Genomic DNA, 22,969 nt, shown 5'->3' with positions numbered 1-22,969 from the left:
GTGGAGATGATGACTGTGGCACAACCAACTCGTGCAGATGTACCAACAGATTTGACCTGGGATTTAACCACCATTTATTCCGATGATGCCGCCTGGCAAAATGCCTTCGACGCCGTCAACGATAAGCTCAAGACCGTGGCCGCCCTCAAAGGCACTTTGGGCACCAGTGCTCAAGACCTGGCCAGTGGGATTACTACCATTCTGGCCACCTACCGTGACTTGGAAAAAGTCTACGTGTACGCGAGCTTGAAGAGTGACCAAGACACTGGGAACGACTTATACCAAGGCTTCAGCGCCAAAGTCACCAGTCTGGCCGCCTCCGTCAGTGCTGCGGCCGCCTTTATGGAACCTGAAATCCTCGCCATCCCGGAAGCAACCCTCAACGACTGGGTGCAATCTAATGACGAACTCAAAGGCTATGCCCACTTCATTGCCTCCATGACCGAAAATCGCGCCCACATCTTGTCAGCTGACGAGGAAGCCCTTTTATCTGCTGCTGAAGATGCCCTCGGTGCTAGCCGGGCCACATTCAACGTCCTCAATAACTCCGATATGGAGTTTGGCTTCGTTGAAACCGAAGATGGCGAAGCGCAACAGCTCACCAACGGGTTATATGGCCAGTTGATTCGCTCAACCGACCGCAGCAAGCGCCAACAAGCTTTTGAAGTCTTGTATGCCGCTTATGGTCAATTGAAGAACACATTTGCGACCACGTTAGCGGGGGAAATTAAGAGCCATAACTTCAATGCGCAAGCCCACAAATATCCTTCTGCGCGTGCTGCCGCCGTCAGCCGTAATCACATCCCAGAAAACGTTTATGACACCTTAGTGGATCAAGTGAACGCCCATTTGCCATTGCTGCATCGCTATGTGGCACTGCGCAAGCGCGTGTTGGGCCTTGATGACTTGCACATGTATGATCTCTACACCCCACTGACCGGTGAACCACCATTGCACTACACCTATCATGAAGCTCAAGCCGAGGCCAAAAAAGCCCTGAGTATTCTTGGCGACGACTACTTGAGTCATGTCAGTGACATTTTCGATAACCGCAACATCGACGTGGTTGAAAACAAAGGCAAGCGTTCTGGTGCCTATTCTGGCGGCTCTTACGACACCAACCCCTTCATCTTGTTGAACTGGCAAGATGCTGTGGATGAACTCTACACCCTGGTGCACGAAACCGGCCACAGTGTTCACAGCTGGTATACCCGCCACAATCAACCGTATGTGTACGGCGATTATCCCATCTTCGTTGCTGAAATCGCGTCAACCACCAACGAAAATCTGTTGACGGACTACTTCTTGAAGACCCAAACCGATCCCAAAGTGCGAGCTTATATCCTGAACTACTACTTGGATGGCTTCAAGGGCACCGTCTTCCGTCAAACCCAGTTTGCCGAGTTCGAACACTGGTTGCATCAACAAGATCAGCATCAACAACCACTGACTGCCCAAGGTATTTCAGATTTCTACGCTGATTTGAACGCGCGGTACTACGGCCCAGATGTGGCCCGTGATCCTGAAATTGCCCTTGAATGGACCCGAATTCCGCATTTCTACATGAACTACTACGTTTATCAATATGCGACCGGGTTCGCCGCGGCGTCAACCTTAGCCGATGGCATTATCAAAGGCACTGATGGCGCTCGCGATCGGTATATCAACTACTTGAAGTCTGGTAGCTCGCAATATGCGATTGATACCATGAAAACTGCCGGCGTTGATATGACCAAGCCTGATTACCTCGAAGCGGCCTTCAAGGTGTTTGAAGAACGCTTGAACGAATTAGAAGACTTATTGAAATAAACATGGAAAACGCCCGTGAACAACTTGTTCACGGGCGTTTTTGCGTTGCTAGAATGAACGCCAACGCGCCTTGATTCGCATGTCGCGCTTGACTGTCTCGCCGGGTTGCACTTCAAATCGTTCAAAAGTGGCTGAACCAGTCATACTGGCATCAAACATTTGGATATAAACGTGTTTAGTGCGCAATTCGATTTGAATCTCCTCACCGTTTGCGATTGAGTCGGATATGACTCCATTGACAAGAATATAGTTAGGCACAACTATTCCGGTTATGCGAGATACTCGGTGAGCTACTAACGTCGCCGGCTGACTCAAAACTTCAGATTCATCAGCTTCAACCGGGACAACTTTGAACGCGCGATGACAAGCACGACATCTTGCTTTTAGAGGTGTAATCATATATTCATCAACGGTGTTTAACGCTGCCGCCTCCAGACTCCCCTTCGTTCGGACAACTCGCCAGTCGTCTGACCCACATTTCGGGCATACAATCCCAAAATAAGTTGGGTTCTTAATCATTACTTCATCTGCCATTATTTGTTCTCCTCTGTCTGTTTGGTTGATTCTTGTTGCTTAGCGAGCTGAATCTTTTGGCGGGCTTGCTTCAAGTCATACGCCTTCTTGTTGTGGTTATAGATGACATACAAGAAGCCTCCCCAGATAACTGATCCAAACAAGCTTCCCAAGAAATACGTCGCACTAGAGCTCACTCCGCCCACATTCGAAATGAGCCGCAAGAAACCATAAATCACCGGGCCAACCAAACCGGCCGTGCGTGACTTACCATTTTTGCCCAAATAATACTGAAGAATAATTAAGCCAATAAAAACGCCTAAAAACACTAATCGTAAAATGCTAGCCTGTGTCTCCAATTGGCTCTGTGTTAAATCACTACTCGTCATAATTACCCACTCCTACTTAGTCATTGAGAATTTAATGTTTCCTTTGAATCTTACATGCCACGTACTAAGCCTTGGTCTAGAAATACGCTGATGTTCAAATTGAGGGTGATAAATGATAGGACCCGCCCTCACTAAAAACAAAACCGGGCCTTTCTTATTAATTTGGGACGATAAATAACTTTATTAATGATTTCGTCACATATTTATAGCACAGCACGACAAAACTGATACTGAATGTGCAAAGATACATATCCAAAACAATTATAAATGACTGTTGATACCTACCACGATTAGGATTGTCATTCACCATTAAAAAGGCCCGTCATCCAACTTGATAGATGACGGGCAAGTGATTCTTTTTTGAAGATTATTTTTTCATCGCAACTTCTACACGATCGACGCTCCACATCCAAACCATGTGACCCAAAATCTCCGACACATGTTCCTCGATTGGTTGGTCTTTTACTGACGGTATCGTGCCCATCATCGGCATCAAGACGGCATGATAGGCGCCCCAGACCCCCAGGCCAAACAAGGTGCCCTGGCCCACTTTCAAAATTGGCATGCGGCGACCCAACACCTGATAAGCTAGGGCAAAAGTAATCGAGAATCCGAAGTGCATCAGTAGACTCACGTATGGGATTTGTTGCTCGGAATAGGTATAGGTGGCATGTGTCACGCTAGCAGGTACTCCGAGTTGTTCCAGTAAGCGTTGTGGTGGATTCGTTGCATTCCGCGCTGGCGTGCGCGGCGGCAGTAGATTCTCCCAGCCTAATTTGACTAGGCCGCCGACAATTCCTGCCGCAACCCCAGCTACAAGCACATGTTTAACTTTTGGCATTAGTCATCCCTCCATTTTTAATAGCTTTAATAAGCATACTTCACACTGGAGCGATTTGTAATCAAAGCGAATCGGCATATCCGTTGTATTTTGTTCAGCAGTCAACTACGCTTGAGAAAGAATAATCAAAAGGGGGAATTGTCGATGCAACTAGGATTTATTGGCACGGGTGTCATGGGGACAGCGATTGTCCTGAACTTATTGAAAGCTGGGCATCAGGTGACGGTTTTCAATCGCACCAAGGCCCATGCGCAAAAGACGATCGACGCCGGTGCGGTATGGGCAAACTCGCCTGAAGCCGTGGCTGCCGTCAGCGAGGTCACCTTCTCCATGGTAGGATTCCCGCAAGATGTTGAAGAGACATACCTTGGCGACCACGGGATTTTTAAAGGTGCAGCGGCTGGCAGTACTGTCGTGGACATGACCACAAGCACACCAACCTTGGCCGAACGCCTCGCCCACATTGGTGACGAACACGAAATTCATGTGCTGGACGCCCCGGTATCAGGTGGCGATATCGGCGCCCGGGATGCCACATTGACCGTTATGGTTGGCGGCGACCGCGCAACATTTGAGGCCATCAAGCCCATTTTTGCCGTGATTGGCAAAACCATCAACTACTTCGGTACCGCTGGCATGGGCCAACACGCCAAAATGGCCAACCAGATTATGATTGCCGGCACCATGACGGGACTCACCGAAATGCTACTGTATGCCAAAAAGGCCGGGCTCGATATGGATCAAACCCTGGCGACTCTTGCCGGTGGGGGCGCCAACAACTGGAGCATGAACGCCTATGGCCCCCGCATTTTGGCTGGCGATTATACGCCAGGCTTCTTTGCCAAGCACTTCCTGAAGGACTTACGGATTGCCCTTGATGAAGCCGACAAAATGCACCTCAATTTACCAGCCACTCGTTTGGCGGCAGACTTATATGCGGCCATGGTAGCCGCAGGCAAAGGCGATATGGGTACGCAAGGTCTGATTACAACGTATAACGGCTGGGAAGACTAGCATGTCAGACCAACTCAAACAACATCCGTTTGAATCCCTGCTGGCAGTGATTGGCGGTGGGCTCTGGGTTTGGCTTATCATCCACCATCCCTTTATTGGCCTCATTGTGGTCGTCCTCGCTATTGCTGTGGGCGTCGGGCTATTCAAACACCAGCAAAAGAACCAGTAAGCGCTCTGCTTACTGGTTCTTTTTTTGCGTAATCTTCTGTAACGACTATGGGAGATGACGTTAATGCTTAAATCTGAAATCCTACTACTACTGGTTGTGCCCGTCTTCATTGGTTGGGTCTGTTGGCGCCGGCCGCATTGGCGCGCATTGACGCTCGCAATTTTGTGGCTTGGCTATAGCTACGCCCTGATTGCCGTGACGCTTTTCCCGATGAATTGGCCGCTAGCGCCAACACAGGCATTCGTCCAACTCGCATTGACAGACGTGTTCTCATGGTCAGCGTTCCAAATTATGGGTAACCTCGCCCTCTTGATACCGTTAGCCTGGCTCCTTGCGCTGAGTCAGCGCCGTTTCCGCGCCTTAGGTCAGAATGTCAGGTGTTGCCTGCTAGTCAGTCTGAGCATTGAAACGCTTCAGCTCGTGTTCACGTGGCTAGGTCTTCTCAATCGCTCGTTTGACGTTGTTGATGTGGCACTCAATGGCCTCGGCGCCCTGATCAGTTTTATCGCATACAAAAACACGTCCCGCTGGCTGGCGAGACGTGCTGATTAATTGTGCAAATTATGATAGCCGAGGGCTAAGAAGTAGAAAATGAATTCAATCGTAGCAATGAAGAAGGTGACTGGCCAGTTGGTCAGATACCCGAGAATCAAGCCCACCCACACGCCAATTAAGGCGGCGGCCACGGAGATTAACATCATTTGCGGCAAGGTGCGCCCAAGGTATTTGGCCACGGATGGTGGCAGCGTCAACAAGATGAAAACCAGCAAACTGCCGACAATTTGGGCGCCAATAGACACTGACACAGCCAAAATAATCAGGAAATACACCGAGACGAGCCGGGTATTGAGACCCTGCGCTTTGGCCCCGATAGAATCAAATGAATCAAAGGCCAACCAGCGATAACCAATCACGACTGTGACAAGCACAAAGATTGCTAAGCCAATCAACTGGACGACATCCTGACTCGAGATGCCAATAATACTCCCAAACAGAATCGTCGTGGCGTAACTTGAGCTTTGATTACTCAGTGATAAGAACAAAATCCCCAGCCCAATAAACAAACTCGATACCGCGCTGATGGATTCCTCCCGCCGAGAAGCCCGGGCAGACAAACGCCCCACCGCCACTGAACTCACCGCGGTAAACGCGAGCATGCCATCAAGCGGAGGGATGCCTAAGAACACGCCAAAAGCCGCGCCGGCAAAGCCAATTTCAGATAAGGTGTGCGCTAAGAAGGACATCCCCCGCGCACTGACGAAGACCCCGACTACCCCAGTCGTAAGGGCAATGAAGGTGCTGGCAATGAACGCATTACGCATAAAGTCATAACTAAAAATCCCCATTAGTCCTCCTCCTGAAACTCAACCACTGGCTGTAACTCTTCTGGCATCGTGGTGACGTCCATTTCAGAGACAGGCTTCATCTCAGAACCATCTTTTGTCAGCAGCAAGTATTGGTCTGTGTATTGCTTGGCCAAGTTCAAATCGTGGGTGACAAACAGGACAGTCAGCCCATTGTTTTGGTTCAATTCTTTCACCAAATCCATGAGTTCAATCTTGGTATTCACGTCTAAGCTGGCAGTTGATTCATCTAGAATCAAGAAGTTAGGCCGATCGAGTAAAGCTTGCGCCAGATAGGCCTTTTGCTTCTCACCCCCACTAGCTGCGCCTAGGCGTTGATGCTGGCGATCTAGCAAATGCGTTTCGTCTAACACTCGATTGAGTGCCTGCTTATCCGACGCCGTCAGCCACGGAAAATGCCGTGGGTGATTGAGCGCCACAAAACTACGAATGGACAGTGGATATTCATCTTCTAAATTACGAAATTGCGGAACGTAGCCAATAGACACGGCTGGGTCCTGGCGGTATGTAATGGTACCGGTTTGCGGCTTCAACTGTTTCATCAATAACCGCACAAGCGTGGTTTTCCCGACCCCGTTGGCCCCGATGAGGCTGGTCATGCTGCCAGGCGCAAGCTCAAAACTCAAATCCTGATATAAAGGGCGATCATAAAACCCGAAATTCAAGTGATCGACCGTTAATAGTGGTGTTTGCATCGCTGCCTCCATGATATTGGTAATGATTACGATTAACGATATCTAGTTTACACGAGTTCTGGGCAAAAAAAAACAACCTTTTGAAAAAGGTTGTTGGCTCAATTACAGTTGCGTCCCTTTAAGGTTGTTCAAATCATTGGCAGCACTGAAGTTAATGCTAATAGTCTTTGGTTGATCTTTAACAATCAGGATGTAACCGTGGCCCAGAAAATCCTTCTCGCCCGTGTAGGTGATAGGAAATTCTTGTGCTGGTGCGGCCTGGCCTTGGATGACCATGGCGTAAATTTCATCATCAGTGGAATCATCAGAAAAAGCAATGGCAACAGGTGAAACCACAATCTGTCCTGCTTTGTTCATCACTGAAATGACATCAAAAATTTGCTTCGTCACGGTTTCTGGAAAGACCTTGGCAACTTCTTCACTCACGCGGTGTTTCTTTGTAGCATCGTACATGTGTCGACCCCCATTAAACTTTCAATGGCGCTAGCATATCATATTTTATCGCAGGCGTCTAAAGTCAGTCGATAAACCACCAACCTTTGAACGTCTGCTCGTCGCTGGCACCAAATTCACCTTCGTCGTCATCCCCGAATTCTGGGTCGAAACTAAAATCATCATCTTCAAATTCGTCTTCGTCCATGTTTGCACCCCTTCTTCTAAGGTAGCAGGTTGCGCCTGTTTTTAGCCACCAAAAAAGCCATGCTTTTACGCATGGCTTTTGACGTTAAACGAACAGACTCAGTAACATGACGCCGCCGAGTCCGACGACCGCGATGATGGTTTCAAGCACCGTCCAAGTCAGTAATGTTTCTTTGACACTTAAGTCGAAGTATTCCTTAAACATCCAGAACCCAGCATCATTCACGTGGCTGGCAGCTAAACTCCCGGCCCCGATAGCCAACACCATCAAAGCAGGATCGACACCAGCACCGGTCATCAATGGCAAGACCAGACCTGCAGCAGTTAATGCGGAGACAGTCGCGGAGCCTAAAGCGACCCGCAGAACAACTGCGATGAGCCAACCTAAGATGAGTGGCGAAATGTTAACGGAACTGAACAGGGTCTTAACGGATTCACCAACCCCGCCATCAATCAGCACTTGCTTGAAGGCACCACCACCACCGATAACCAGCAGCAGCATGGCAATTGACTTCACCGCTTCTTCAAGCGTCGTCATGATTTGAGAAGTCGCAATCTTGCGATGATAACCCATTGCCCACATTGCAAACAGCAATGAGATCAGCATCGCGATACTTGGGGAACCGATGAAGCCCATGATGTTATCCAACACATTCGGGTTCTTTGGTGCAATCCCATTATGCACGACCAATTCATACACAGTGGTGATGGCCATCAGAATCACTGGAAACAATGAGGTCAAGACTGACAAGCCAAAACTTGGCGTGTCTTCCAACTTGAATTCCTTTTGAGGGCCAAGAGCCTTCAAGTTACCAGAGTGTTCAAAAGCGGTTGGCACATAACGCCGGGCAATCTTAGAGAAGAGAATCCCTGCCAAGTATACAGTAGGAATTGCAATGATAATCCCGTACAGAAGCACTTTACCAGCGTTGGCCCCTAAAACAGCGGCAATCGCGGTTGGTGCTGGGTGAGGTGGCAGGAAGCCGTGGGTGACGGACAATGCAGCTGCCATTGGTAGCCCTAACATTAGAATTGGTACGCCGGCTTCAACCGCAATCGCAAAGACGATTGGGACTAATAAGACAATCCCAACTTCAAAGAACAGCGCAATCCCAATGATGAAGGACGCCACAACAACCGCAATTTGCAGATGTTTGCGACCAAAGCGAGCAATTAGGGTATGCGCAATCCGATAAGCACCCCCGGCATCGGCAACCAAGCGACCAAGCATGGCCCCGAAACCAAAGACAAGCGCTAACTCACCTAATTGACTCCCAATCCCATTTTGAATCGTGGTGGCAATTTTGGCGGCAGGCATCCCTAGACCAAGGGCCACTACCACTGAGGTAATAATTAATGAAACATAGGTGTTCATCTTAAATTTGATGATCAATGTGAGTAACAGTAAAATCCCAATCACCAAAACCAGAATTTCCATCATGGCTTTATCCTCCTTTAGTAAACGATTACATTGTTTGAATAAAGGAAAGGCTGCCAACGCAACCTTTCTCGGTGTTTCCTATGATAGCAGTGCCGCAAACCCGCGGCACAAAGGTAATGAATTCGAACTTAAACGCGCTCGCTTACGCTCTAAACGCGCTCACCGACGCAGCCTTCTCGTGATAAGTCAATCCAGTCGGCGCCGTACCCGTCGCCGAGCTGTCTTAACTTATCTTCCGAAGGCAAACCGCGTCGTCTCGCGCTCTGTTAATCTTCTTCGGCGATTTTTGCATGTGGATTTGGATGCTTGCGTTGGTACTCAGCAATGCTGCTGTATTCGCCTTCAAGTTCACGGCTCAAACGAATCCAAATTGGTAATAATTCACGGTAAGCTTCGAAGTTGTCGGGATTTGGTTGGTGCTTGTTGGTGACCCCAACCATGTCTTTAACCACACTCAGATCATCAATGATGCCCAAGCTCTTCATCCCGAGCACTGCGGCCCCGAGGGCTGAACTTTCGAAACTTTCAGGAATGTTGACTTCCTGTTCAAAAATATCAGCTAACATCTGACGCCAGAGTTCACTGCGGGCAAAGCCACCGGTCGCTTGAATGGCTTTGGGCTTGCCGGCAATCCCTTCAATCATCAACATGACCATGTAAAGGTTAAAGACAATACCTTCAAGCGCTGCCCGAACCATGTGGGCCCGCGTGTGTTGCCGGGTCAATCCGAAGAAACTTCCCCGAGCATTGGCATCCCAGATGGGTGCCCGTTCCCCACCAAGATATGGGTGGAACAGTAAGCCATCAGCCCCAGCAGGAATCTTGGCTGCAATATCAGTCAAAATTTCGTACGAATCAACCTGCATCTGTTCAGCAGTGATTTTTTCAGGGGCGAAAAGTTGATCGCGAACCCAACGGAAGACAATCCCACCGTTGTTCACAGGGCCACCAACCACCCACATATCCTTATCCAGATAGTAGGTAAACAGCCGACCTTGAGGGTCAACGACTGGCTTATCAACGACGACCCGCACCGCGCCAGATGTCCCGATAGTAACGGCCAAGACGCCAGGGTCAATGGCATTGACACCTAAGTTACTGAGGGTCCCATCGCTGGCACCGAGGATAAATGGCGTTTGTGGATCAATGCCGGTGACGGTGGCATATGATGGTGCCATACCCTTCAATTGATATTCGGTATCAACCAAACGAGGTAATTGATCACGGGTCACCCCGGTCACGGTCAGTGCTTGATCATCCCAGTCCATATTGAAAATATTGAACAAGCCAGTCGCGTTAGCTAACGAGTAATCCTGGACGTATTCCCCGAACAAACGGAAAAGAATATAATCCTTAATTCCGATGAAGTGAGTGGCTTGATTAAAGAGGTCAGCATGTTCAGCCTTCAGCCACAGCAGCTTTACCATAGGTGACATTGGATGAGTTGGCACCCCGGTGTTAGCAAACAATTGCGCGCCAATCCCATTTTGCTTCAATTGTTCAGCGTATTGACTGGCCCGGTTATCTGCCCAAGTTATCACCCGGGTGATAGGCTTGTCGTTTTTATCCATGAGAATCAAACTATGCATCGCAGCTGAGAAGGACACGCCCTTTAATTCTTCGGGTTTGACCTTGCCTTTACGCATAACTTCTGTCAGTCCGGCAATCACCGCTTCAAAAATTTCTTCTGGATCTTCTTCGGCCATATCTGGCGTATCTTGGTACAGTGGATAAGGGTTATTGGCGTACGCTTGCGCTTGGCCCTTCATATCGAATAAGACAACCTTAGTACTTGTGGTCCCTAAGTCCACACCAATCATGTAATCCATGAATCTTCCCCCTATTTATGGTCGACTGCGTGTCCACCGAATTGATTCCGTAACGATGCGACAACCTTCCCGGCCACGCTATCGTCTTCTTCAGAGCGATACCGCATCATTAATGAGCTACTGATAACTGGTGTCGCCACGTGTAACCGAATCGCTTCTTGGACAGTCCAGGCACCTTCACCCGAGCTATGCATGACGCCTTTAATTTCATCCAAGTTGGGATCAGCGCTAAAGGCTGATTGCGCCAACTCCATAAGCCAACTGCGAATCACAGAGCCGTGACTCCAAACTTTAGCTACCCCTTCATTATCATAATCAAACGGACTTTTGGCCAGTACTTCGAATCCTTCGCCGATGGCTTGCATCATGCCATATTCAATCCCGTTGTGGACCATCTTAAGGTAGTGCCCTGAACCGGCGGGCCCAGTATAGAGATAACCATCTTGAGCAGCAATGGCTTCAAACAGCGGTTCAATTGTTGCAAAGGTATCCTTGTCGCCACCAATCATGAAGTTCCCATCATGCCGTGCGCCGGCCATACCACCAGAAGTCCCAACATCAAAGAAGTGAATGTTCTTTGCGGCTAAATTCTCGCCATGCCGAATCGAATCTTCAAAGTAAGAATTCCCGCCGTCGATGACAATATCGCCGGCGCTGAGTTTGTCGCCGAGTTGGTTAATGGTTTCGTCTGTGGGATCACCTGCCGGCACCATCACCCACACAATCCGCGGTGCAGAAAGTGCTTCAACCAATCCATCAATTGTATCCACTGCCTTGGCGCCTGTCTGCGCTGCAGCGGTGCGAGCTTGTTCAAACAAGTCATACGCGACGACATCAATGTCTGCATCCCGCATGTTCTTGACTAAGTTCAAACCCATCTTCCCTAAACCAATCATCCCAATTTGCATTGTGCTGCCCCTTTTCGTCTTGTACTTAATGGCTACATTTTATGTAAATTTTTTACAAAATGCAAGCGTTTTACTCGTAAATTATTTTCTAAGACGATTCAGAATGCTATACTCGAAGTAAGCATACAAGGAGGCGTTAAAAATGCAAGATTTTAGGCTTCGATTACAAGCTTACCAGGCGAATCTCAGTGACAAGGAGCAGCAACTCGCGCAATACCTGCTTGATCACCAAGACGCCGCCAGTCACGTGACGATTTCAGATCTCAGTCAAGCCACCGGCATTTCAACCGCAACAATCTCACGTTTTGCAAAAAATCTCGACTTTCCGAATTTTCAAGCGTTAAAAATCGCCTTGGTGCAGTCGAATGCGCCGTCCGACTCACTCTTTGTTGAAATCAGTCCCGATGATTCAGCGACGACCATGGCGCACAAAATTTTCAATTCAAACATCGACGCCCTCAAAGCGACTGAAGCAAATCTCAGCGATGATAACTTAAATGCCGCCTCAAATTTGATCGTAAAGGCCCTCCAGATTGGCATTTATGGTCTTGGGGCCAGCAATATTGTCGCCCTTGACGGCTATCATAAATTCCTGCGCACCCCAGTGACCGTCAATTACGCCAGTGATTATCACATGCAACTGATGAGCATGACACGGCTAACCAAGCGCGATGCTGCCATTATCGTGTCGCATTCAGGTGAGAATCACGATGCCCTTGCACTCGGTAAAATTGCGCATCGCCATCACGTGCCACTTATTGTCATCACCAGTTCCGCCAACTCACATTTAGCTAAGCTTGCTGACATCGTGCTGGTCTCAATTGCGGAAGAATTTCAGTACCGAACTGAAGCTTTGCATGCCCTTATCGCCCAAATCAGCTTAATGGATACCTTGTTCATGTTGACCGCCATCAAGACCAACAGCCAAACCGCTGCCGTCTTTGAAGACATCCACAAAGAAATCCAAAAAACCAGAGCGTGAGCCAAGCCGATTCAAGGCCGGACGGGCTCGAGCTTTTAGCAACAAATCATTAAGGAGTACCTCAGATGAAAAAAGAACGACTTGAAGCTTTTACTGATGGCGTTTTGGCCATTGTCTTAACGATATTGGTGTTGGAAATTCATTTGCCAGCAACAGACCACACGCCACGCGCATTAATCGAGATAGCCCCCGAGTTTCTGGCTTACGTCTTTTCCTTTATCCTGATTGCGACGATGTGGGTCAACCACCACTATCTCTTCTTACAAGTGAACCGAATCAACAATCGCGTCATTTGGGCCAATATCATCTTGCTCTTCTGGTCCACGATCCTACCAGCGACAACCGCGTGGGTCGGCACAGATATTCACTCACAGACTGCCGCAATTGTTTATGCAATCAATATCGTCTTCTATAACATCGCCTTCGCCTTCCTACGCGAAAGTGTCACCAGAATCAATACCATCATTAAGCCTAAAAGAGGCACCGAACTGCTGTCATTTGGGATCAACATTTTGACGCTTGGCGTGACTCTGTTCTGGCCACCATTTGTTTTTATTGGCCTGATCACAAATGTTTTGTTGTGGGCACTGCCCCACTTAGTGACGGATAAAGATTAAGTTTTTTTGCGTGATTTCAATGTACTGTGCAACACTCAGCGGTCATAAAATATTCAGCAAATAAAAAAAACCGCCCACACCGATTGAAATCGGGAGTGAGCGGCTTTTCATTTGATTTAGAAGTTGGTGGTATCAGGGTCAGTAGCTAAGCCAGCAACACCATGAAGATCATCAATCAAAGTCATATCGTGATGGGATAATTCAAAATCAAACAATTGCCCATTTTGAATAATCCGGTCTTCGTGGACAGACTTTGGCAGTGGCAAGAAGCCGTGCTGTAAGGACCAACGAAGTACAATCTGAGCAACACTGCGGTTATAGCGTTCCGCCATCTTCTGTAAGGCTTCGACTTCAAAAATCTTACCCGTACCAAGTGGACTATAGGCTTCACTCAAAATGTTGTGAGCATCGTTATAAGCGACAACTTCTGGTTGTAAATCACTTGGATTCAAGAAGATTTGGTTAACCATCGGGGTCACCTTGGCTGTCTTCAACAATTCATCCAAGTGCTTTGGCCGGAAGTTAGAAACCCCAATTGCCCGCACTTTACCGGCTTCCAAAGCTTCTTCCATCGCCCGCCATGAGTCAGCATTAGCTTCAGCCCAGTTATCACGGAAGGCAGCTGGATTTGGCCAGTGAATCAAATACAAATCCACGTAGTCAACGCCTAGCTTCTGTAAGGAAGTATCCAAAGCCTTCTTCGCGGCTTCGTAGCCGTGATCAGCATTCCAGAGCTTGGTAGTTAAGAAGTAGTCTTCACGTTTCAAGCCGCTCGCCTTCAGACCAGCACCAACACTCTCTTCGTTGCCATAGGCAGCAGCGGTGTCGATGTGACGATAGCCGGCTTTTAATGCCGCTTCAACACTGCTTTTAGCGACATCACCATCTGGTGTTTGCCAGGTCCCGAACCCAACAATGGGAATTTCGACACCATTAGCTAACGTATAGGTATCTGTTAATTTAGTTAAATGAGTCATTAAAAAAATACCTCCTTTGTCATAAGTTAATGGTAACACAATGACAAAGAAGGTTACATAAAATAAGTGGATTAACGTGCAGTGCCTCTGAGCCGCTTCAGGCCTAAACGGACCCGACCACCGAAGTGTTGCAAGCCCAAATATTCTTTGCGGCTGCGTTCGAGTAGTTTGTAGCGCCGCGGATTCTTTTTGTAAAACTGTTGATGGTAATTCTCGGCTGGCCAGAAAGTGGTGGCTGGTTCAATCGCCGTCACGATTGGCTTGCGGTACATCCCAGAATCAGCCAACTGGGCTTTTGAAGCCTCCGCTTGCTGATGTTGGGTTTCATCCCTATAGAAAATAACTGGTCGGTACTGATCGCCACGATCATTAATTTGGCCCATATCGTCAGTGGGATCGGTAATTTGCCAGTAAAGATCAAGCAAATCTTGATAGCTGACAACCCGAGTATCAAAGACAATTTCCACTGCCTCAACGTGGCCAGTATATTGCCCTAAAACCTGGTCATAGGTTGGATGGTCAATAGATCCACCCGTGTACCCAGAGAAAACAGCGCTGATACCAGGCCGTTGCTCAAAGGGTTCCACCATACACCAGAAGCATCCACCAGCAAAAACAGCTCGGGATTCATATGGCGCATCGGCATCATAGTGGCGCTGCAAGTCAAAGGTGTCCGCTTCTTTTGCATCGCCCACCACCAGCGCATAAAAATCAGCCACATCTGGGGTCAGATTATTTCGCAAAGCCAGTGGCCGCAACTTGCCTTCGAGTATCGCCAATTGGCTGTTGAAACTCTCGCCTTGGCCGACCGCATTTTTGGCGGCGGTAATCTGCTCACGTTCCCAATCGCGGGTAGCGGGATTCAAAATGAGGTTATACATAATCGTCATTAATTCCTCTTGTGCGACCATTTGCGACCTCCTTAGATTGTTTCGGTCATTATACCCGCTAATCGTAAAAATGCAAGCGGTCTCAGCGGACACAAAAAGCCATGGTCACCTTCTGGAGATCATGGCTTTTTGAGCAATGCTTAAGCTTGGGCAGCGTAACGTTGCTTCCCATCAAGGTAAGTTTCTGCCAAGCTCATGTCTGGATTCAAGACAATGTAATCGGCAGCGCGTCCTGGCAAGATACTGCCACACTTGTCGCTGACACCACAAGACTTCGCAGCCGTATAGCTAGCCATCAGCACAGCATCTTCGGGAGTCACGCCATTCCATTCAACGACATTCTTAATGGCATCGTTCAACTTCAGGATTGAGCCAGCAAGACTGTCCCCATCCTTTAACCGTGCCATCCCGTCTTTGACGTACACTGGGAATTCACCCAGTACATAGTCACCGTCTGGCATCATACCAGCACGCATGCAATCCGTAATCAAGGCGATGTGTTCTGGGGTCTTCTCATCGATGAGTGTGCCCGCAACTTCTGGCCGCACATGGTGGCCATCGCAAATGAGTTCATCATCGACGCGATTCAGGTACATCGCCGCGCCAACCATCCCTGGTTCACGATGGTTCAAGCCACTCATCCCATTAAAAGTGTGGGTGAAGACTGATGCGCCGGCTTCAATTGCTGCTTTAGCTTGTTCAAACGTCGCATCTGAATGGCCTAAAGCCACAACAGTTCCCGTGTTAGTCACCTTTTCAGTGAATTCAACGGCACCGTTACGTTCAGGTGCGATGGCAATCTTTTGTAATAAGCCTTTAGCTGATGCTTGCCATTGCTGGAATTCATCAAAACTTGGGTCCTTGAAATACTTAGGATTCTGCGCACCCTTATGTTCGGTCGTGAAGTATGGGCCTTCAAAGTAAATCCCTTGAATTTTGGCCCCAGTTTCATTACCTGCATTGTCCCCAATCGTCTTGCAGACGGCATTCAGTTGGTCAAAAGAGCCAGTCAAGGTGGTTGGCAGCCATGAGGTAACCCCGGCCTTTAACAAGCCCTCAGACATCACGTTGATGGCGTCCCAATCGTTATCCATCACGTCATGACCTAACAAGCCATGAATATGGGTATCAACCAAACCTGGGGCAATCCATTGATCACCTTTTTCCACGATTTCTCCGGCCGGCTTTTTATTTTCCGGGAAATAATTGCCGAAGTGGCCGTCGTCGGTGACTTCCAAATAACCATTGTTTTCGGTATTTGACTTCAAAAAGAACTTTGCAGCGTGAATGTAATAACTCATGGAATTCTCTCTCCTTTATGTATCGTGACGACTAGGGCCGCCACGTTGAAGCTCTGCTAGAAAAGCATTGAATCAAATAAAATGCGGAACCGGGTCAGATCGTCCCAGCTCCGCACCTTTAAACCAATTACTTAATGGCTGCTGGCCATGCAAACAGGCCAAAGAATGAACCGATTAAGCCAATTAACAATGTAATCCCGATCAGGGTTAATGGGCTGCGGCCCTTCTTCAACATCCAGTAGCAGAAGAAGGTATAAGCAAGTGGCAAGAGGGCTGGCATAATCTTATCGATAATCCCGGCTTGAAGATCAATCTTCATCTTCCCGATTGCAAATGAGCCGTTGGTCCCGTTCAAACTAAAGTTGATGTAGGTCGCGGTCAAGCCACCAACAACAGCTAACCCAATGATGGTTGCGGCGCGAGAAATCTTTTGCGTGTTTTCACGCATTGATGCAATCGCCCGTGTCCCTGTGTTATACCCATAATTCATCAACCAGAACAGCAAACCAAAGTGAACGGCGTTGAATAAGAGTAAGAACAGAATTGGTCCAAAGATATTCCCTTGTTGTGACAGGGAAACCCCGATACCACCTGTGATAGGTAACAAGGTCAACCAGAATAAGGCATCCCCAATACCACCTAAAGGTCCCATCAAGGCAACCTTAATCCCACGAATTGTGGACCGGTTTTCCTTGTTTTCTTCCATCGCGATAATAACCCCTTGAACGAAGGTTACTAAGAATGGGTGAGTGTTAAAGAACTGCATGTGATCAAAGAGAGCAAAGCCTAAATCCTTCTTGTTGGTATGAATTTTCTTCAAACCAGGGATTAAGCTGTAAGTCCAGCCCCCACCTTGCATACGTTCGTAGTTAAACGATGACTGCAACAAGAGTGAACGCCAAACCATCTTATGCAACGTTGACTTGTCAATGACTTTGTTAACTGATGGATCTTCATAAGTGTCAGGAATTTGAAGGTTATCAACTTCCTTAATGGTTGCTTCGTTAGATGCCATTGCTGTAATCCTCCTCTTCGTCAGCGTCTGCACTAGCAGCAGGTGCAGGGGTGGTAGGTGTTTGGTTACGGTTGATGAAGAAGTCATAAGCCGCAACAGAAGCTGCTAACAATGCGATGGCTAAGATTGGCAACTTCCCATAAGCCGCTGCAATAAAGCCGGCAACGAAGAATGGTGCGTATTCAATCTTCCACATAATCTTCAGTAACATTGCGAAACCAACGGCTGGCATCATGCCACCAGCAGCTTGGAATCCACCAAGGATCCAAACTGGGATAGCCTTAACGGCAGCAGTAACAACGCCTTGACCGAAGATAGCTGGCAAGAATGCCATGATGAAGAATCCGATGAATAAAATAACTGGTTCAATCCAGGCCATTCGATCCATTTTCTTGGTATCACCGTTAACTGCGGCAACATCCATTGTATGCATCAAAGGTGCTAAGGCCGTGAACAATAATGTAATAATAGCTTGAACAGCAACAGAGAATGGTACGGCAACCCCAACGGCAACTTCCGGCTTCAAGCCAGAAAGAATTGCGAACAAGGTCCCAATCACACCACCAATAACAACGTTAGGTGGTTGTGCCCCAGCGAGTGGCACCATACCTGCCCAAACAAGTTCCAAAGTCCCACCGGTAATAATACCCACGGTAGGTTCACCGAGAATAATCCCGATAACAGCACCGGTAACGATAGGGCGGTGAATATGGGTCAACCCGTTAAATTGGTCAATCCCGGCAATCCCTGCCCACAAGCCAACAAGGATGGCTTGTAATACAGTAACGTCGTGCATGTTTTAACCCCCTCAAAATTTTTATAACAACGGCTTCTATGCCTTTGCTAACAGATCCATTAAATCGGTGGCGCGTTCGTTAGGGATACCTTGGACTTCAAGTTGAATCCCCATGTTGTGCAATTCGTTAAAGGTCTCAATATCTTCAGGTGAGACAGAAACGGTCGCAGATAATTGTTTCTTGCCTTCAGCGAAATGCAAGTTCCCAATGTTCAACTTCTTGATTGGCACGCCGCCTTTAATTAAGGCTAAGGCATCTTGCGGTGTCCGAATAACCAAGAGGATCTTCTGGCTAGGTGCAGCTTTTCCAATAACTTTGATGGTCTTGTCAATGCTGAAGAATCGAATACCAACGGTGCCAGGGATAACCATTTCCATCAAGTTCTGTTGAACAGGATCCGTTGAGACATCGTCGTTAGCCACGACGATCAGGTTAGCTCCAATGGTATTCACCCAAGTCATCCCCACTTGTCCATGAACAAGCCGATTGTCAATCCGTGTTACTAAAATGTTTGGTTCAGTCATGATGTCTTCCTCCTATGAATTAAGCTTGGTAGTCGTGTAAAATTACGCCCTTAACAACGCGGTTAACGGTCCCTGTTGGTGATGGTGTGTCTGGCGTGTTGCCAACCTTGATAGAACTCAGTAATGCCAGAGTTTGGGCAAACATCACGTCAGGTAAGGCCAGGTAGGCTTCAGGTAAGTTCTTTGGTGCAGCTTCAAACAAGAAGCTTTCACCAGAAAAGTCCAAATCTTGCGAGACGCCAATGGCAACGACACGCTTAGCGATTTCGTCACCCTTGATTTCTTCCGTGACATCGACGTCGTATTGACGGGTGTATGGGTCATTACTCAAGAAATCAAAGACCAGGGTCTTGCCATCAACGAATGACTTAGGTCCATGACGGAAGCCCATGGATGAATCAAAGATGGTTGCCAATTGACCAGCAGTTAATTCCAACACCTTCAACTGAGCTTCACGAGTAAGCCCGCTCAAGCTGCCAGAACCTAGGTAAGTAATCCGATTGAAGTCTTCATCAACCAAGTTCTGAATGAAACTTTCGTGATCAATCACTTCATGACCCATAGCGGAAATAGCCTTGACCCAAGCAGCTTTATCACTTTCCTCCGCTGTGTCAAAGACCAACAGTGCTGTCAATGCCATGCAAGAGAAACTCCCGGTCATCGCAAAGCCTTTGTCGTTTGAACCGGCTGGTTGCAACAAGACCAAATTCTTCGCTTCGCCTTCAGCCCGTTGTGCCAAATTGCCTTCTGGTGCACAGGTAATCGTCAATTGATACAGGGATGAGACAAGTTGTTCAGCGAGTTCTACGGCCTTGATGCTTTCAGGTGAGTTCCCACTCCGAGAGAATGAAACCAATACGGTTGGGGTATCAGCTTCTAAGTAGTCGTATGGGGCAGACACGATATCCGTTGTGGGGATGGCTTCGAACTTGAAGCGTGAGCGGTCGCCGTGCTTGCTCAAGTATGGGGTGACCGTGTCGCCAACATAAGCGGAAGTACCGGCCCCAGTAAAGATTACGCGAACGACACCGGTTGTTTCATTGGAGACCTTATCCAAGAATGCGGTAATCGCCGCTTTGTGCTCGTTATAGAGGTCAAAAGCTTCGGTCCATAATTCTGGTTGGTGCTTAATTTCTTCAGTCGTAATTTGAGCGCCCATTGCTGTCAGAGCAGCTACATCTTTTTCAAACATGTTTATCCTCCTAAATCCCGTCTTCGTCATCAGTGACTTCACGTTGGCGTTGCTTAAATTCAACAACACCAGATTTACCGGCCGTTAATGCGGCTTCCGCGAACTGATCAATATCGAGTTCGCGTTGGAACATAATTTCCATCAACATGGAAACATTCGTCCCAGATAACACCACCACATTGTCATAATTCATTTTGCACATGACAGCTTGATTGAATGGGGTGCCTCCGGGAATATCAGTGAAGAATGCAATGCCAGAAACATCGCCTAGTTCTTTGACAGCAGCTTGGAATTTCTCCTGCAGTTGATCGGCTGTCATCCCTTCTTCAAAATCAATCCCGATTAGCTTTTCATGCTCACCACTCAAGAGCTTAATGGTGCTCATTAATCCGGTCGCGAAATGGCCGTGGCCAGTGACAATCATTCCAATCATTGCTGTCTCTCCTTTATTGTTCGTTTTGATTCGGCGTTAGTTGACGTGATGGACCTGATAGATGAATTGATCTGATCGGGCCACGCTCATTGTATATTCAACAACGTCATGGGTATCGCTATAGGTGGTGCGACGAACATTCAATCCTGGGGAGTCGGTCGGTACCTTTAGTAGGTCCGCATCTTTACTGCCGATAAGACTGGCGTAGAACCCTTCGGTCGCTTCGGCAATCTTAACGTGATATGTATCTTGCATCACCGTGTATAACGCAGTGTCTTTCAGCATCTCAGCTGTGAACCCCGGAAAAATCGTCCCAGGAATGTACGTCCGTTCAACCATCAACGGCATGCCGTCCGCAATCCGAACCCGTTTCAACTTATACACCGGTGCACCCAGCGGTAAATCGAGTTTCTCAGCAATGTACTTATTCGCCTCAACCTCATGCAAGTAAAGCAAGTCGGTTTGAGCAGTGCGGCCAAGCGCCGCCATCTGGGTACTAAAGCTGTATGTCGTCGACAGGTCGGTGGTTTGCTTCGCATTGTTTAATACGAAGGTCCCACGGCCATGTTGCCGATAAACTAAGCCCATGGTTTCCAGCTCATCAAGTGCCATGCGCACAGTATTGCGGCTCACCTGGTAGGTATTAGTTAATTCGCGTTCAGAAGGTAGCTTGTCGTGAGGTTGCATGTGACTTATCTTGTCGCGTAAAAGATCAACCAATTGTTCATGCAGCGGTTGTTCGTAAGTCGCCATAACATCATCACCTTAACTGGTACCAACCACAAGACCAGTGTAAGGGTTTTAAAACTTGCTGTCAATATAATTTCTCAAGGATAAAGTGATAAATTCGCTTTCAAAAATTGGTATCAAAGGTGCCAGTCTGCGCTTTCCTATTTTGAAAGCTTTTTCATTACCGTTATCCCGGGAAATTCCAATCGGTATAGCCCAATGAATTCTAATAGAATCGCCGTTCCCTCTCATAATCGCATTTGAATTGTCACAATTTTCGACATCAAAAAAGCCTAGCTGCGACAAGCAAGCTAGACTCCAGGTAAAATCGTGATTAGCCAACCAATAACTTGAGAACATTTATTGCCGAATGATGTCTTTGGGTGCCATTGGTGTTTCAGCCCATCAATGAACTGCCAAATGATTGCCGCCAGAAGCATCACAGCGATGATAACGGCGAGCATAATTAATGCAGCAATCACTACTGTTTTCATATAAACCTCCACGAATATGCGCCTTAGGTAACCTTTGTGTATAGGTGACAATACCTGATAATGCTTTTATCGTCAAATCCTATCTCTTCAACTGGTATACATGGAAACTACCCTACAAGGGTCTAGCTCGCTGTCAAGGCCCTGACAGCCGCATAAAAAAACCGCGCTGCGAAAGATTCGCAGCGCGGTGCTTTTAATTTTCTTGATGTTCTTTTAAGACGGTCTTGGCGTCAGCTAGGACCTGAGCTTCTGGGGTCACCAGCACTTGTTGCTTATGCAGCCAAGCGATGAAGCTCGTATAATCCTCCGGCTTCAAGAACATGCCAAAAAGTTTCTGGTGGACCGTTAATGGCGCATAAGTCTTATTGAAGTCCACCCGATTCTTATCGGTAAAGACGTATAGCCGGCTGGTTTTGAAGGTTTCTTCGGCCTTTTCAGTCTTATACACTGTGACTTGTTGATTCTTCACGCCAATAAAACCACCGCCAGAACGGCCTAACCAGTACTGATCGAAGTGGCGGTTCTCGGCTTCTGCCCGAGCTCGTTTCGCTTTGAAATGATTACTCAGATAGATAAACTCGACCAACAAAAGAATCAAAAACAGAATAATTCCAACAATAATCCCAGCTACTAACATGACGGCTCCCCCTAGTCTGCCATAATGGTGCGCAGTAATGCTTTACCTTCAGCTTCGCTTGCCCGGAAGGCCCGGCCAAGTGCTAATGACTTATCAACGATAATACTTTGGGCATCGATGGTCTGATAAGGATGATCACCGGCTAATTCTTGGGCCAATGATAATTCAGTACAGCCAAGCACAATGACGTTCACCCCAAAGTCATCGTGCATGGTTTTAAGAATCTTATGATACAACTGGGCGTCGACGTGGTCGTTCTCCTTGATATTGGTGTAAATCAATTCATTGACCATATCTTGAACGTGTTTGTCGCCCAAAACGACTTCGCGACCAGCTGCTTCAATCTCATCAGCATACACACCGTCGGCAATTGTTCCCGCGGTGGCAATCAGGCCCACGCGTTGTTCATCTGGATACTGTTCACACATGGTTTTGATTGCCACACGTGGCATATGAATTAATGGCACATCTGTTTCTGCCTGTAACTGTTCATAGAAATAGTGGGCAGTATTGCAGACAATCACCATGAAATCGGGATTGAGCAGGCTCTGTTGGCGAATGTCATCGCGTAAGTATGGGAAAAAATTAGGCTGGCTATGATCCAAAATATAAGCGGTCCGGTCTGGTACAGTCGCATGATTGACCAGTAGGTAATCAAGATAATCCTGATCACGCTTGGCATCGGTGCGCTTATTCAACAAGCGGACATAGCTTTCAGTCGCTGCGGTCCCCATCCCACCAATAACTGTAAAGAATCGTTGCATACACGT

28 protein-coding genes are annotated in these 22,969 nt (G+C 47.8%); 6 read left to right on the top strand and 22 right to left on the bottom strand.

Going from position 1 to position 22,969, the window contains the following annotated elements; translation table 11 throughout:
• The first annotated feature begins 6 nt into the window (after positions 1 to 6).
• Entirely contained in the window at positions 7 to 1,809 is a 1,803-nt protein-coding gene (gene pepF / locus FC34_RS07205) for an oligoendopeptidase F (protein ID WP_057894743.1), read from the top strand.
• A 48-nt stretch (positions 1,810 to 1,857) separates the two neighbouring features.
• On the opposite strand, the gene FC34_RS07200 is transcribed toward pepF, so the two are convergent.
• The 3 genes from FC34_RS07200 to FC34_RS07190 form a co-directional block, all read right to left on the bottom strand.
• On the bottom strand, positions 1,858 to 2,343 hold the full coding sequence (locus tag FC34_RS07200; RefSeq protein ID WP_057894742.1) for a hypothetical protein: 486 nt from the start codon (positions 2,341 to 2,343) through the stop codon (positions 1,858 to 1,860).
• Complete coding sequence (locus FC34_RS07195) at positions 2,343 to 2,711, bottom strand: hypothetical protein (protein ID WP_057894741.1); 369 nt, start codon at positions 2,709 to 2,711, stop codon at positions 2,343 to 2,345. Before FC34_RS07195 ends, FC34_RS07200 begins: the two co-directional genes overlap by 1 nt.
• Before the next feature lie 367 nt (positions 2,712 to 3,078).
• Positions 3,079 to 3,552 carry a DUF1440 domain-containing protein gene (locus tag FC34_RS07190; protein ID WP_057894740.1) on the bottom strand — a complete coding sequence of 158 codons (474 nt, stop codon included), beginning with the start codon at positions 3,550 to 3,552 and terminating at the stop codon, positions 3,079 to 3,081.
• 144 nt (positions 3,553 to 3,696) lie between these two features.
• Between FC34_RS07190 and FC34_RS07185 the strand changes: the two genes are divergently transcribed.
• From FC34_RS07185 to FC34_RS07180, 3 genes are all read left to right on the top strand, one after another.
• The gene (locus FC34_RS07185; RefSeq protein WP_057894739.1) at positions 3,697 to 4,566 is read left to right on the top strand and encodes an NAD(P)-dependent oxidoreductase; all 870 of its coding nucleotides are present in this window, start codon (positions 3,697 to 3,699) and stop codon (positions 4,564 to 4,566) included.
• A gap of 1 nt (position 4,567) precedes the next feature.
• On the top strand, positions 4,568 to 4,735 hold the full coding sequence (locus tag FC34_RS09700; protein WP_157052270.1) for a hypothetical protein: 168 nt from the start codon (positions 4,568 to 4,570) through the stop codon (positions 4,733 to 4,735).
• Between the two features lie 63 nt (positions 4,736 to 4,798).
• Entirely contained in the window at positions 4,799 to 5,287 is a 489-nt protein-coding gene (locus tag FC34_RS07180; protein ID WP_057894738.1) for a VanZ family protein, read from the top strand.
• On the opposite strand, the gene FC34_RS07175 is transcribed toward FC34_RS07180, so the two are convergent.
• The 7 genes from FC34_RS07175 to gnd all read right to left on the bottom strand — a co-directional run bounded on the left by FC34_RS07175 (position 5,284) and on the right by gnd (position 11,641).
• Positions 5,284 to 6,081: a metal ABC transporter permease gene (locus FC34_RS07175; RefSeq protein ID WP_057894737.1), complete on the bottom strand. Its 798-nt coding sequence runs from the start codon at positions 6,079 to 6,081 to the stop codon at positions 5,284 to 5,286. The genes FC34_RS07180 and FC34_RS07175 overlap by 4 nt on opposite strands.
• Positions 6,081 to 6,794, bottom strand: a complete 714-nt coding sequence (locus FC34_RS07170; RefSeq protein ID WP_057894736.1) for a metal ABC transporter ATP-binding protein — start codon at positions 6,792 to 6,794, stop codon at positions 6,081 to 6,083. Before FC34_RS07170 ends, FC34_RS07175 begins: the two co-directional genes overlap by 1 nt.
• Before the next feature lie 102 nt (positions 6,795 to 6,896).
• Entirely contained in the window at positions 6,897 to 7,247 is a 351-nt protein-coding gene (locus FC34_RS07165; RefSeq protein ID WP_057894735.1) for a hypothetical protein, read from the bottom strand.
• A gap of 64 nt (positions 7,248 to 7,311) precedes the next feature.
• Entirely contained in the window at positions 7,312 to 7,434 is a 123-nt protein-coding gene (locus FC34_RS09880) for a hypothetical protein (protein WP_268872377.1), read from the bottom strand.
• A gap of 84 nt (positions 7,435 to 7,518) precedes the next feature.
• Positions 7,519 to 8,871 (bottom strand): gluconate:H+ symporter, encoded by a 1,353-nt coding sequence (locus FC34_RS07160; RefSeq protein ID WP_057894778.1) that lies wholly within the window; start codon positions 8,869 to 8,871, stop codon positions 7,519 to 7,521.
• A 269-nt stretch (positions 8,872 to 9,140) separates the two neighbouring features.
• Positions 9,141 to 10,703: a gluconokinase gene (gntK, locus tag FC34_RS07155; RefSeq protein WP_057894734.1), complete on the bottom strand. Its 1,563-nt coding sequence runs from the start codon at positions 10,701 to 10,703 to the stop codon at positions 9,141 to 9,143.
• An 11-nt stretch (positions 10,704 to 10,714) separates the two neighbouring features.
• Positions 10,715 to 11,641: a phosphogluconate dehydrogenase (NAD(+)-dependent, decarboxylating) gene (gene gnd / locus FC34_RS07150; RefSeq protein WP_268872380.1), complete on the bottom strand. Its 927-nt coding sequence runs from the start codon at positions 11,639 to 11,641 to the stop codon at positions 10,715 to 10,717.
• Between the two features lie 112 nt (positions 11,642 to 11,753).
• Between gnd and FC34_RS07145 the strand changes: the two genes are divergently transcribed.
• Positions 11,754 to 12,593, top strand: a complete 840-nt coding sequence (locus FC34_RS07145; RefSeq protein ID WP_057894732.1) for a MurR/RpiR family transcriptional regulator — start codon at positions 11,754 to 11,756, stop codon at positions 12,591 to 12,593.
• Between the two features lie 65 nt (positions 12,594 to 12,658).
• Entirely contained in the window at positions 12,659 to 13,210 is a 552-nt protein-coding gene (locus tag FC34_RS07140) for a TMEM175 family protein (RefSeq protein WP_057894731.1), read from the top strand.
• Positions 13,211 to 13,326: 116 nt separating this feature from the next.
• On the opposite strand, the gene FC34_RS07135 is transcribed toward FC34_RS07140, so the two are convergent.
• The 12 genes from FC34_RS07135 to FC34_RS07075 form a co-directional block, all read right to left on the bottom strand.
• Positions 13,327 to 14,187 (bottom strand): aldo/keto reductase, encoded by an 861-nt coding sequence (locus tag FC34_RS07135; protein WP_057894730.1) that lies wholly within the window; start codon positions 14,185 to 14,187, stop codon positions 13,327 to 13,329.
• Between the two features lie 71 nt (positions 14,188 to 14,258).
• The gene (gene msrA, locus FC34_RS07130; protein ID WP_057894729.1) at positions 14,259 to 15,098 is read right to left on the bottom strand and encodes a peptide-methionine (S)-S-oxide reductase MsrA; all 840 of its coding nucleotides are present in this window, start codon (positions 15,096 to 15,098) and stop codon (positions 14,259 to 14,261) included.
• Positions 15,099 to 15,217: 119 nt separating this feature from the next.
• A complete protein-coding gene (gene nagA, locus FC34_RS07125; RefSeq protein WP_057894728.1) occupies positions 15,218 to 16,378 on the bottom strand; it encodes an N-acetylglucosamine-6-phosphate deacetylase in 1,161 nt (386 codons plus the stop codon).
• A gap of 127 nt (positions 16,379 to 16,505) precedes the next feature.
• The gene (locus FC34_RS07120; RefSeq protein WP_057894727.1) at positions 16,506 to 17,393 is read right to left on the bottom strand and encodes a PTS system mannose/fructose/sorbose family transporter subunit IID; all 888 of its coding nucleotides are present in this window, start codon (positions 17,391 to 17,393) and stop codon (positions 16,506 to 16,508) included.
• Complete coding sequence (gene agaW / locus FC34_RS07115; RefSeq protein WP_057894726.1) at positions 17,383 to 18,189, bottom strand: PTS N-acetylgalactosamine transporter subunit IIC; 807 nt, start codon at positions 18,187 to 18,189, stop codon at positions 17,383 to 17,385. Before agaW ends, FC34_RS07120 begins: the two co-directional genes overlap by 11 nt.
• A 36-nt stretch (positions 18,190 to 18,225) precedes the next feature.
• The gene (gene agaV / locus FC34_RS07110; RefSeq protein ID WP_057894725.1) at positions 18,226 to 18,714 is read right to left on the bottom strand and encodes a PTS N-acetylgalactosamine transporter subunit IIB; all 489 of its coding nucleotides are present in this window, start codon (positions 18,712 to 18,714) and stop codon (positions 18,226 to 18,228) included.
• A 19-nt stretch (positions 18,715 to 18,733) separates the two neighbouring features.
• On the bottom strand, positions 18,734 to 19,906 hold the full coding sequence (locus FC34_RS07105; RefSeq protein WP_057894724.1) for an SIS domain-containing protein: 1,173 nt from the start codon (positions 19,904 to 19,906) through the stop codon (positions 18,734 to 18,736).
• 10 nt (positions 19,907 to 19,916) lie between these two features.
• Positions 19,917 to 20,339 carry a PTS galactosamine/N-acetylgalactosamine transporter subunit IIA gene (gene agaF, locus FC34_RS07100; protein ID WP_057894723.1) on the bottom strand — a complete coding sequence of 141 codons (423 nt, stop codon included), beginning with the start codon at positions 20,337 to 20,339 and terminating at the stop codon, positions 19,917 to 19,919.
• A gap of 36 nt (positions 20,340 to 20,375) precedes the next feature.
• On the bottom strand, positions 20,376 to 21,092 hold the full coding sequence (locus FC34_RS07095; protein ID WP_057894722.1) for a GntR family transcriptional regulator: 717 nt from the start codon (positions 21,090 to 21,092) through the stop codon (positions 20,376 to 20,378).
• 287 nt (positions 21,093 to 21,379) lie between these two features.
• The gene (locus tag FC34_RS07085; protein ID WP_057894720.1) at positions 21,380 to 21,562 is read right to left on the bottom strand and encodes a hypothetical protein; all 183 of its coding nucleotides are present in this window, start codon (positions 21,560 to 21,562) and stop codon (positions 21,380 to 21,382) included.
• A 193-nt stretch (positions 21,563 to 21,755) separates the two neighbouring features.
• The gene (locus FC34_RS07080) at positions 21,756 to 22,199 is read right to left on the bottom strand and encodes a hypothetical protein (RefSeq protein ID WP_057894719.1); all 444 of its coding nucleotides are present in this window, start codon (positions 22,197 to 22,199) and stop codon (positions 21,756 to 21,758) included.
• Positions 22,200 to 22,210: 11 nt separating this feature from the next.
• Positions 22,211 to 22,963: an aspartate/glutamate racemase family protein gene (locus tag FC34_RS07075; RefSeq protein WP_057894718.1), complete on the bottom strand. Its 753-nt coding sequence runs from the start codon at positions 22,961 to 22,963 to the stop codon at positions 22,211 to 22,213.
• Positions 22,964 to 22,969: the final 6 nt, after the last annotated feature.

Source organism: Lacticaseibacillus brantae DSM 23927, from assembly GCF_001436115.1.
Classification (GTDB): Bacteria; Bacillota; Bacilli; order Lactobacillales; family Lactobacillaceae; genus Lacticaseibacillus; species Lacticaseibacillus brantae.
Note: the sequence above shows the minus strand (reverse complement) of the source record. Positions and strands in the feature narration are given on the sequence as shown.

Coding starts and splice junctions, on each gene's coding strand:
- pepF (WP_057894743.1), top strand. CDS start 7: ATGATGACTGTGGCACAACCAACTCGTGCAGATGTACCAACAGATTTG.
- FC34_RS07200 (WP_057894742.1), bottom strand. CDS start 2,343: ATGGCAGATGAAGTAATGATTAAGAACCCAACTTATTTTGGGATTGTA.
- FC34_RS07195 (WP_057894741.1), bottom strand. CDS start 2,711: ATGACGAGTAGTGATTTAACACAGAGCCAATTGGAGACACAGGCTAGC.
- FC34_RS07190 (WP_057894740.1), bottom strand. CDS start 3,552: ATGCCAAAAGTTAAACATGTGCTTGTAGCTGGGGTTGCGGCAGGAATT.
- FC34_RS07185 (WP_057894739.1), top strand. CDS start 3,697: ATGCAACTAGGATTTATTGGCACGGGTGTCATGGGGACAGCGATTGTC.
- FC34_RS09700 (WP_157052270.1), top strand. CDS start 4,568: ATGTCAGACCAACTCAAACAACATCCGTTTGAATCCCTGCTGGCAGTG.
- FC34_RS07180 (WP_057894738.1), top strand. CDS start 4,799: ATGCTTAAATCTGAAATCCTACTACTACTGGTTGTGCCCGTCTTCATT.
- FC34_RS07175 (WP_057894737.1), bottom strand. CDS start 6,081: ATGGGGATTTTTAGTTATGACTTTATGCGTAATGCGTTCATTGCCAGC.
- FC34_RS07170 (WP_057894736.1), bottom strand. CDS start 6,794: ATGCAAACACCACTATTAACGGTCGATCACTTGAATTTCGGGTTTTAT.
- FC34_RS07165 (WP_057894735.1), bottom strand. CDS start 7,247: ATGTACGATGCTACAAAGAAACACCGCGTGAGTGAAGAAGTTGCCAAG.
- FC34_RS09880 (WP_268872377.1), bottom strand. CDS start 7,434: ATGGACGAAGACGAATTTGAAGATGATGATTTTAGTTTCGACCCAGAA.
- FC34_RS07160 (WP_057894778.1), bottom strand. CDS start 8,871: ATGGAAATTCTGGTTTTGGTGATTGGGATTTTACTGTTACTCACATTG.
- gntK (WP_057894734.1), bottom strand. CDS start 10,703: ATGGATTACATGATTGGTGTGGACTTAGGGACCACAAGTACTAAGGTT.
- FC34_RS07145 (WP_057894732.1), top strand. CDS start 11,754: ATGCAAGATTTTAGGCTTCGATTACAAGCTTACCAGGCGAATCTCAGT.
- FC34_RS07140 (WP_057894731.1), top strand. CDS start 12,659: ATGAAAAAAGAACGACTTGAAGCTTTTACTGATGGCGTTTTGGCCATT.
- FC34_RS07135 (WP_057894730.1), bottom strand. CDS start 14,187: ATGACTCATTTAACTAAATTAACAGATACCTATACGTTAGCTAATGGT.
- msrA (WP_057894729.1), bottom strand. CDS start 15,098: ATGGTCGCACAAGAGGAATTAATGACGATTATGTATAACCTCATTTTG.
- nagA (WP_057894728.1), bottom strand. CDS start 16,378: ATGAGTTATTACATTCACGCTGCAAAGTTCTTTTTGAAGTCAAATACC.
- FC34_RS07120 (WP_057894727.1), bottom strand. CDS start 17,393: ATGGCATCTAACGAAGCAACCATTAAGGAAGTTGATAACCTTCAAATT.
- agaW (WP_057894726.1), bottom strand. CDS start 18,189: ATGCACGACGTTACTGTATTACAAGCCATCCTTGTTGGCTTGTGGGCA.
- agaV (WP_057894725.1), bottom strand. CDS start 18,714: ATGACTGAACCAAACATTTTAGTAACACGGATTGACAATCGGCTTGTT.
- FC34_RS07105 (WP_057894724.1), bottom strand. CDS start 19,906: ATGTTTGAAAAAGATGTAGCTGCTCTGACAGCAATGGGCGCTCAAATT.
- agaF (WP_057894723.1), bottom strand. CDS start 20,339: ATGATTGGAATGATTGTCACTGGCCACGGCCATTTCGCGACCGGATTA.
- FC34_RS07095 (WP_057894722.1), bottom strand. CDS start 21,092: ATGGCGACTTACGAACAACCGCTGCATGAACAATTGGTTGATCTTTTA.
- FC34_RS07085 (WP_057894720.1), bottom strand. CDS start 21,562: ATGAAAACAGTAGTGATTGCTGCATTAATTATGCTCGCCGTTATCATC.
- FC34_RS07080 (WP_057894719.1), bottom strand. CDS start 22,199: ATGTTAGTAGCTGGGATTATTGTTGGAATTATTCTGTTTTTGATTCTT.
- FC34_RS07075 (WP_057894718.1), bottom strand. CDS start 22,963: ATGCAACGATTCTTTACAGTTATTGGTGGGATGGGGACCGCAGCGACT.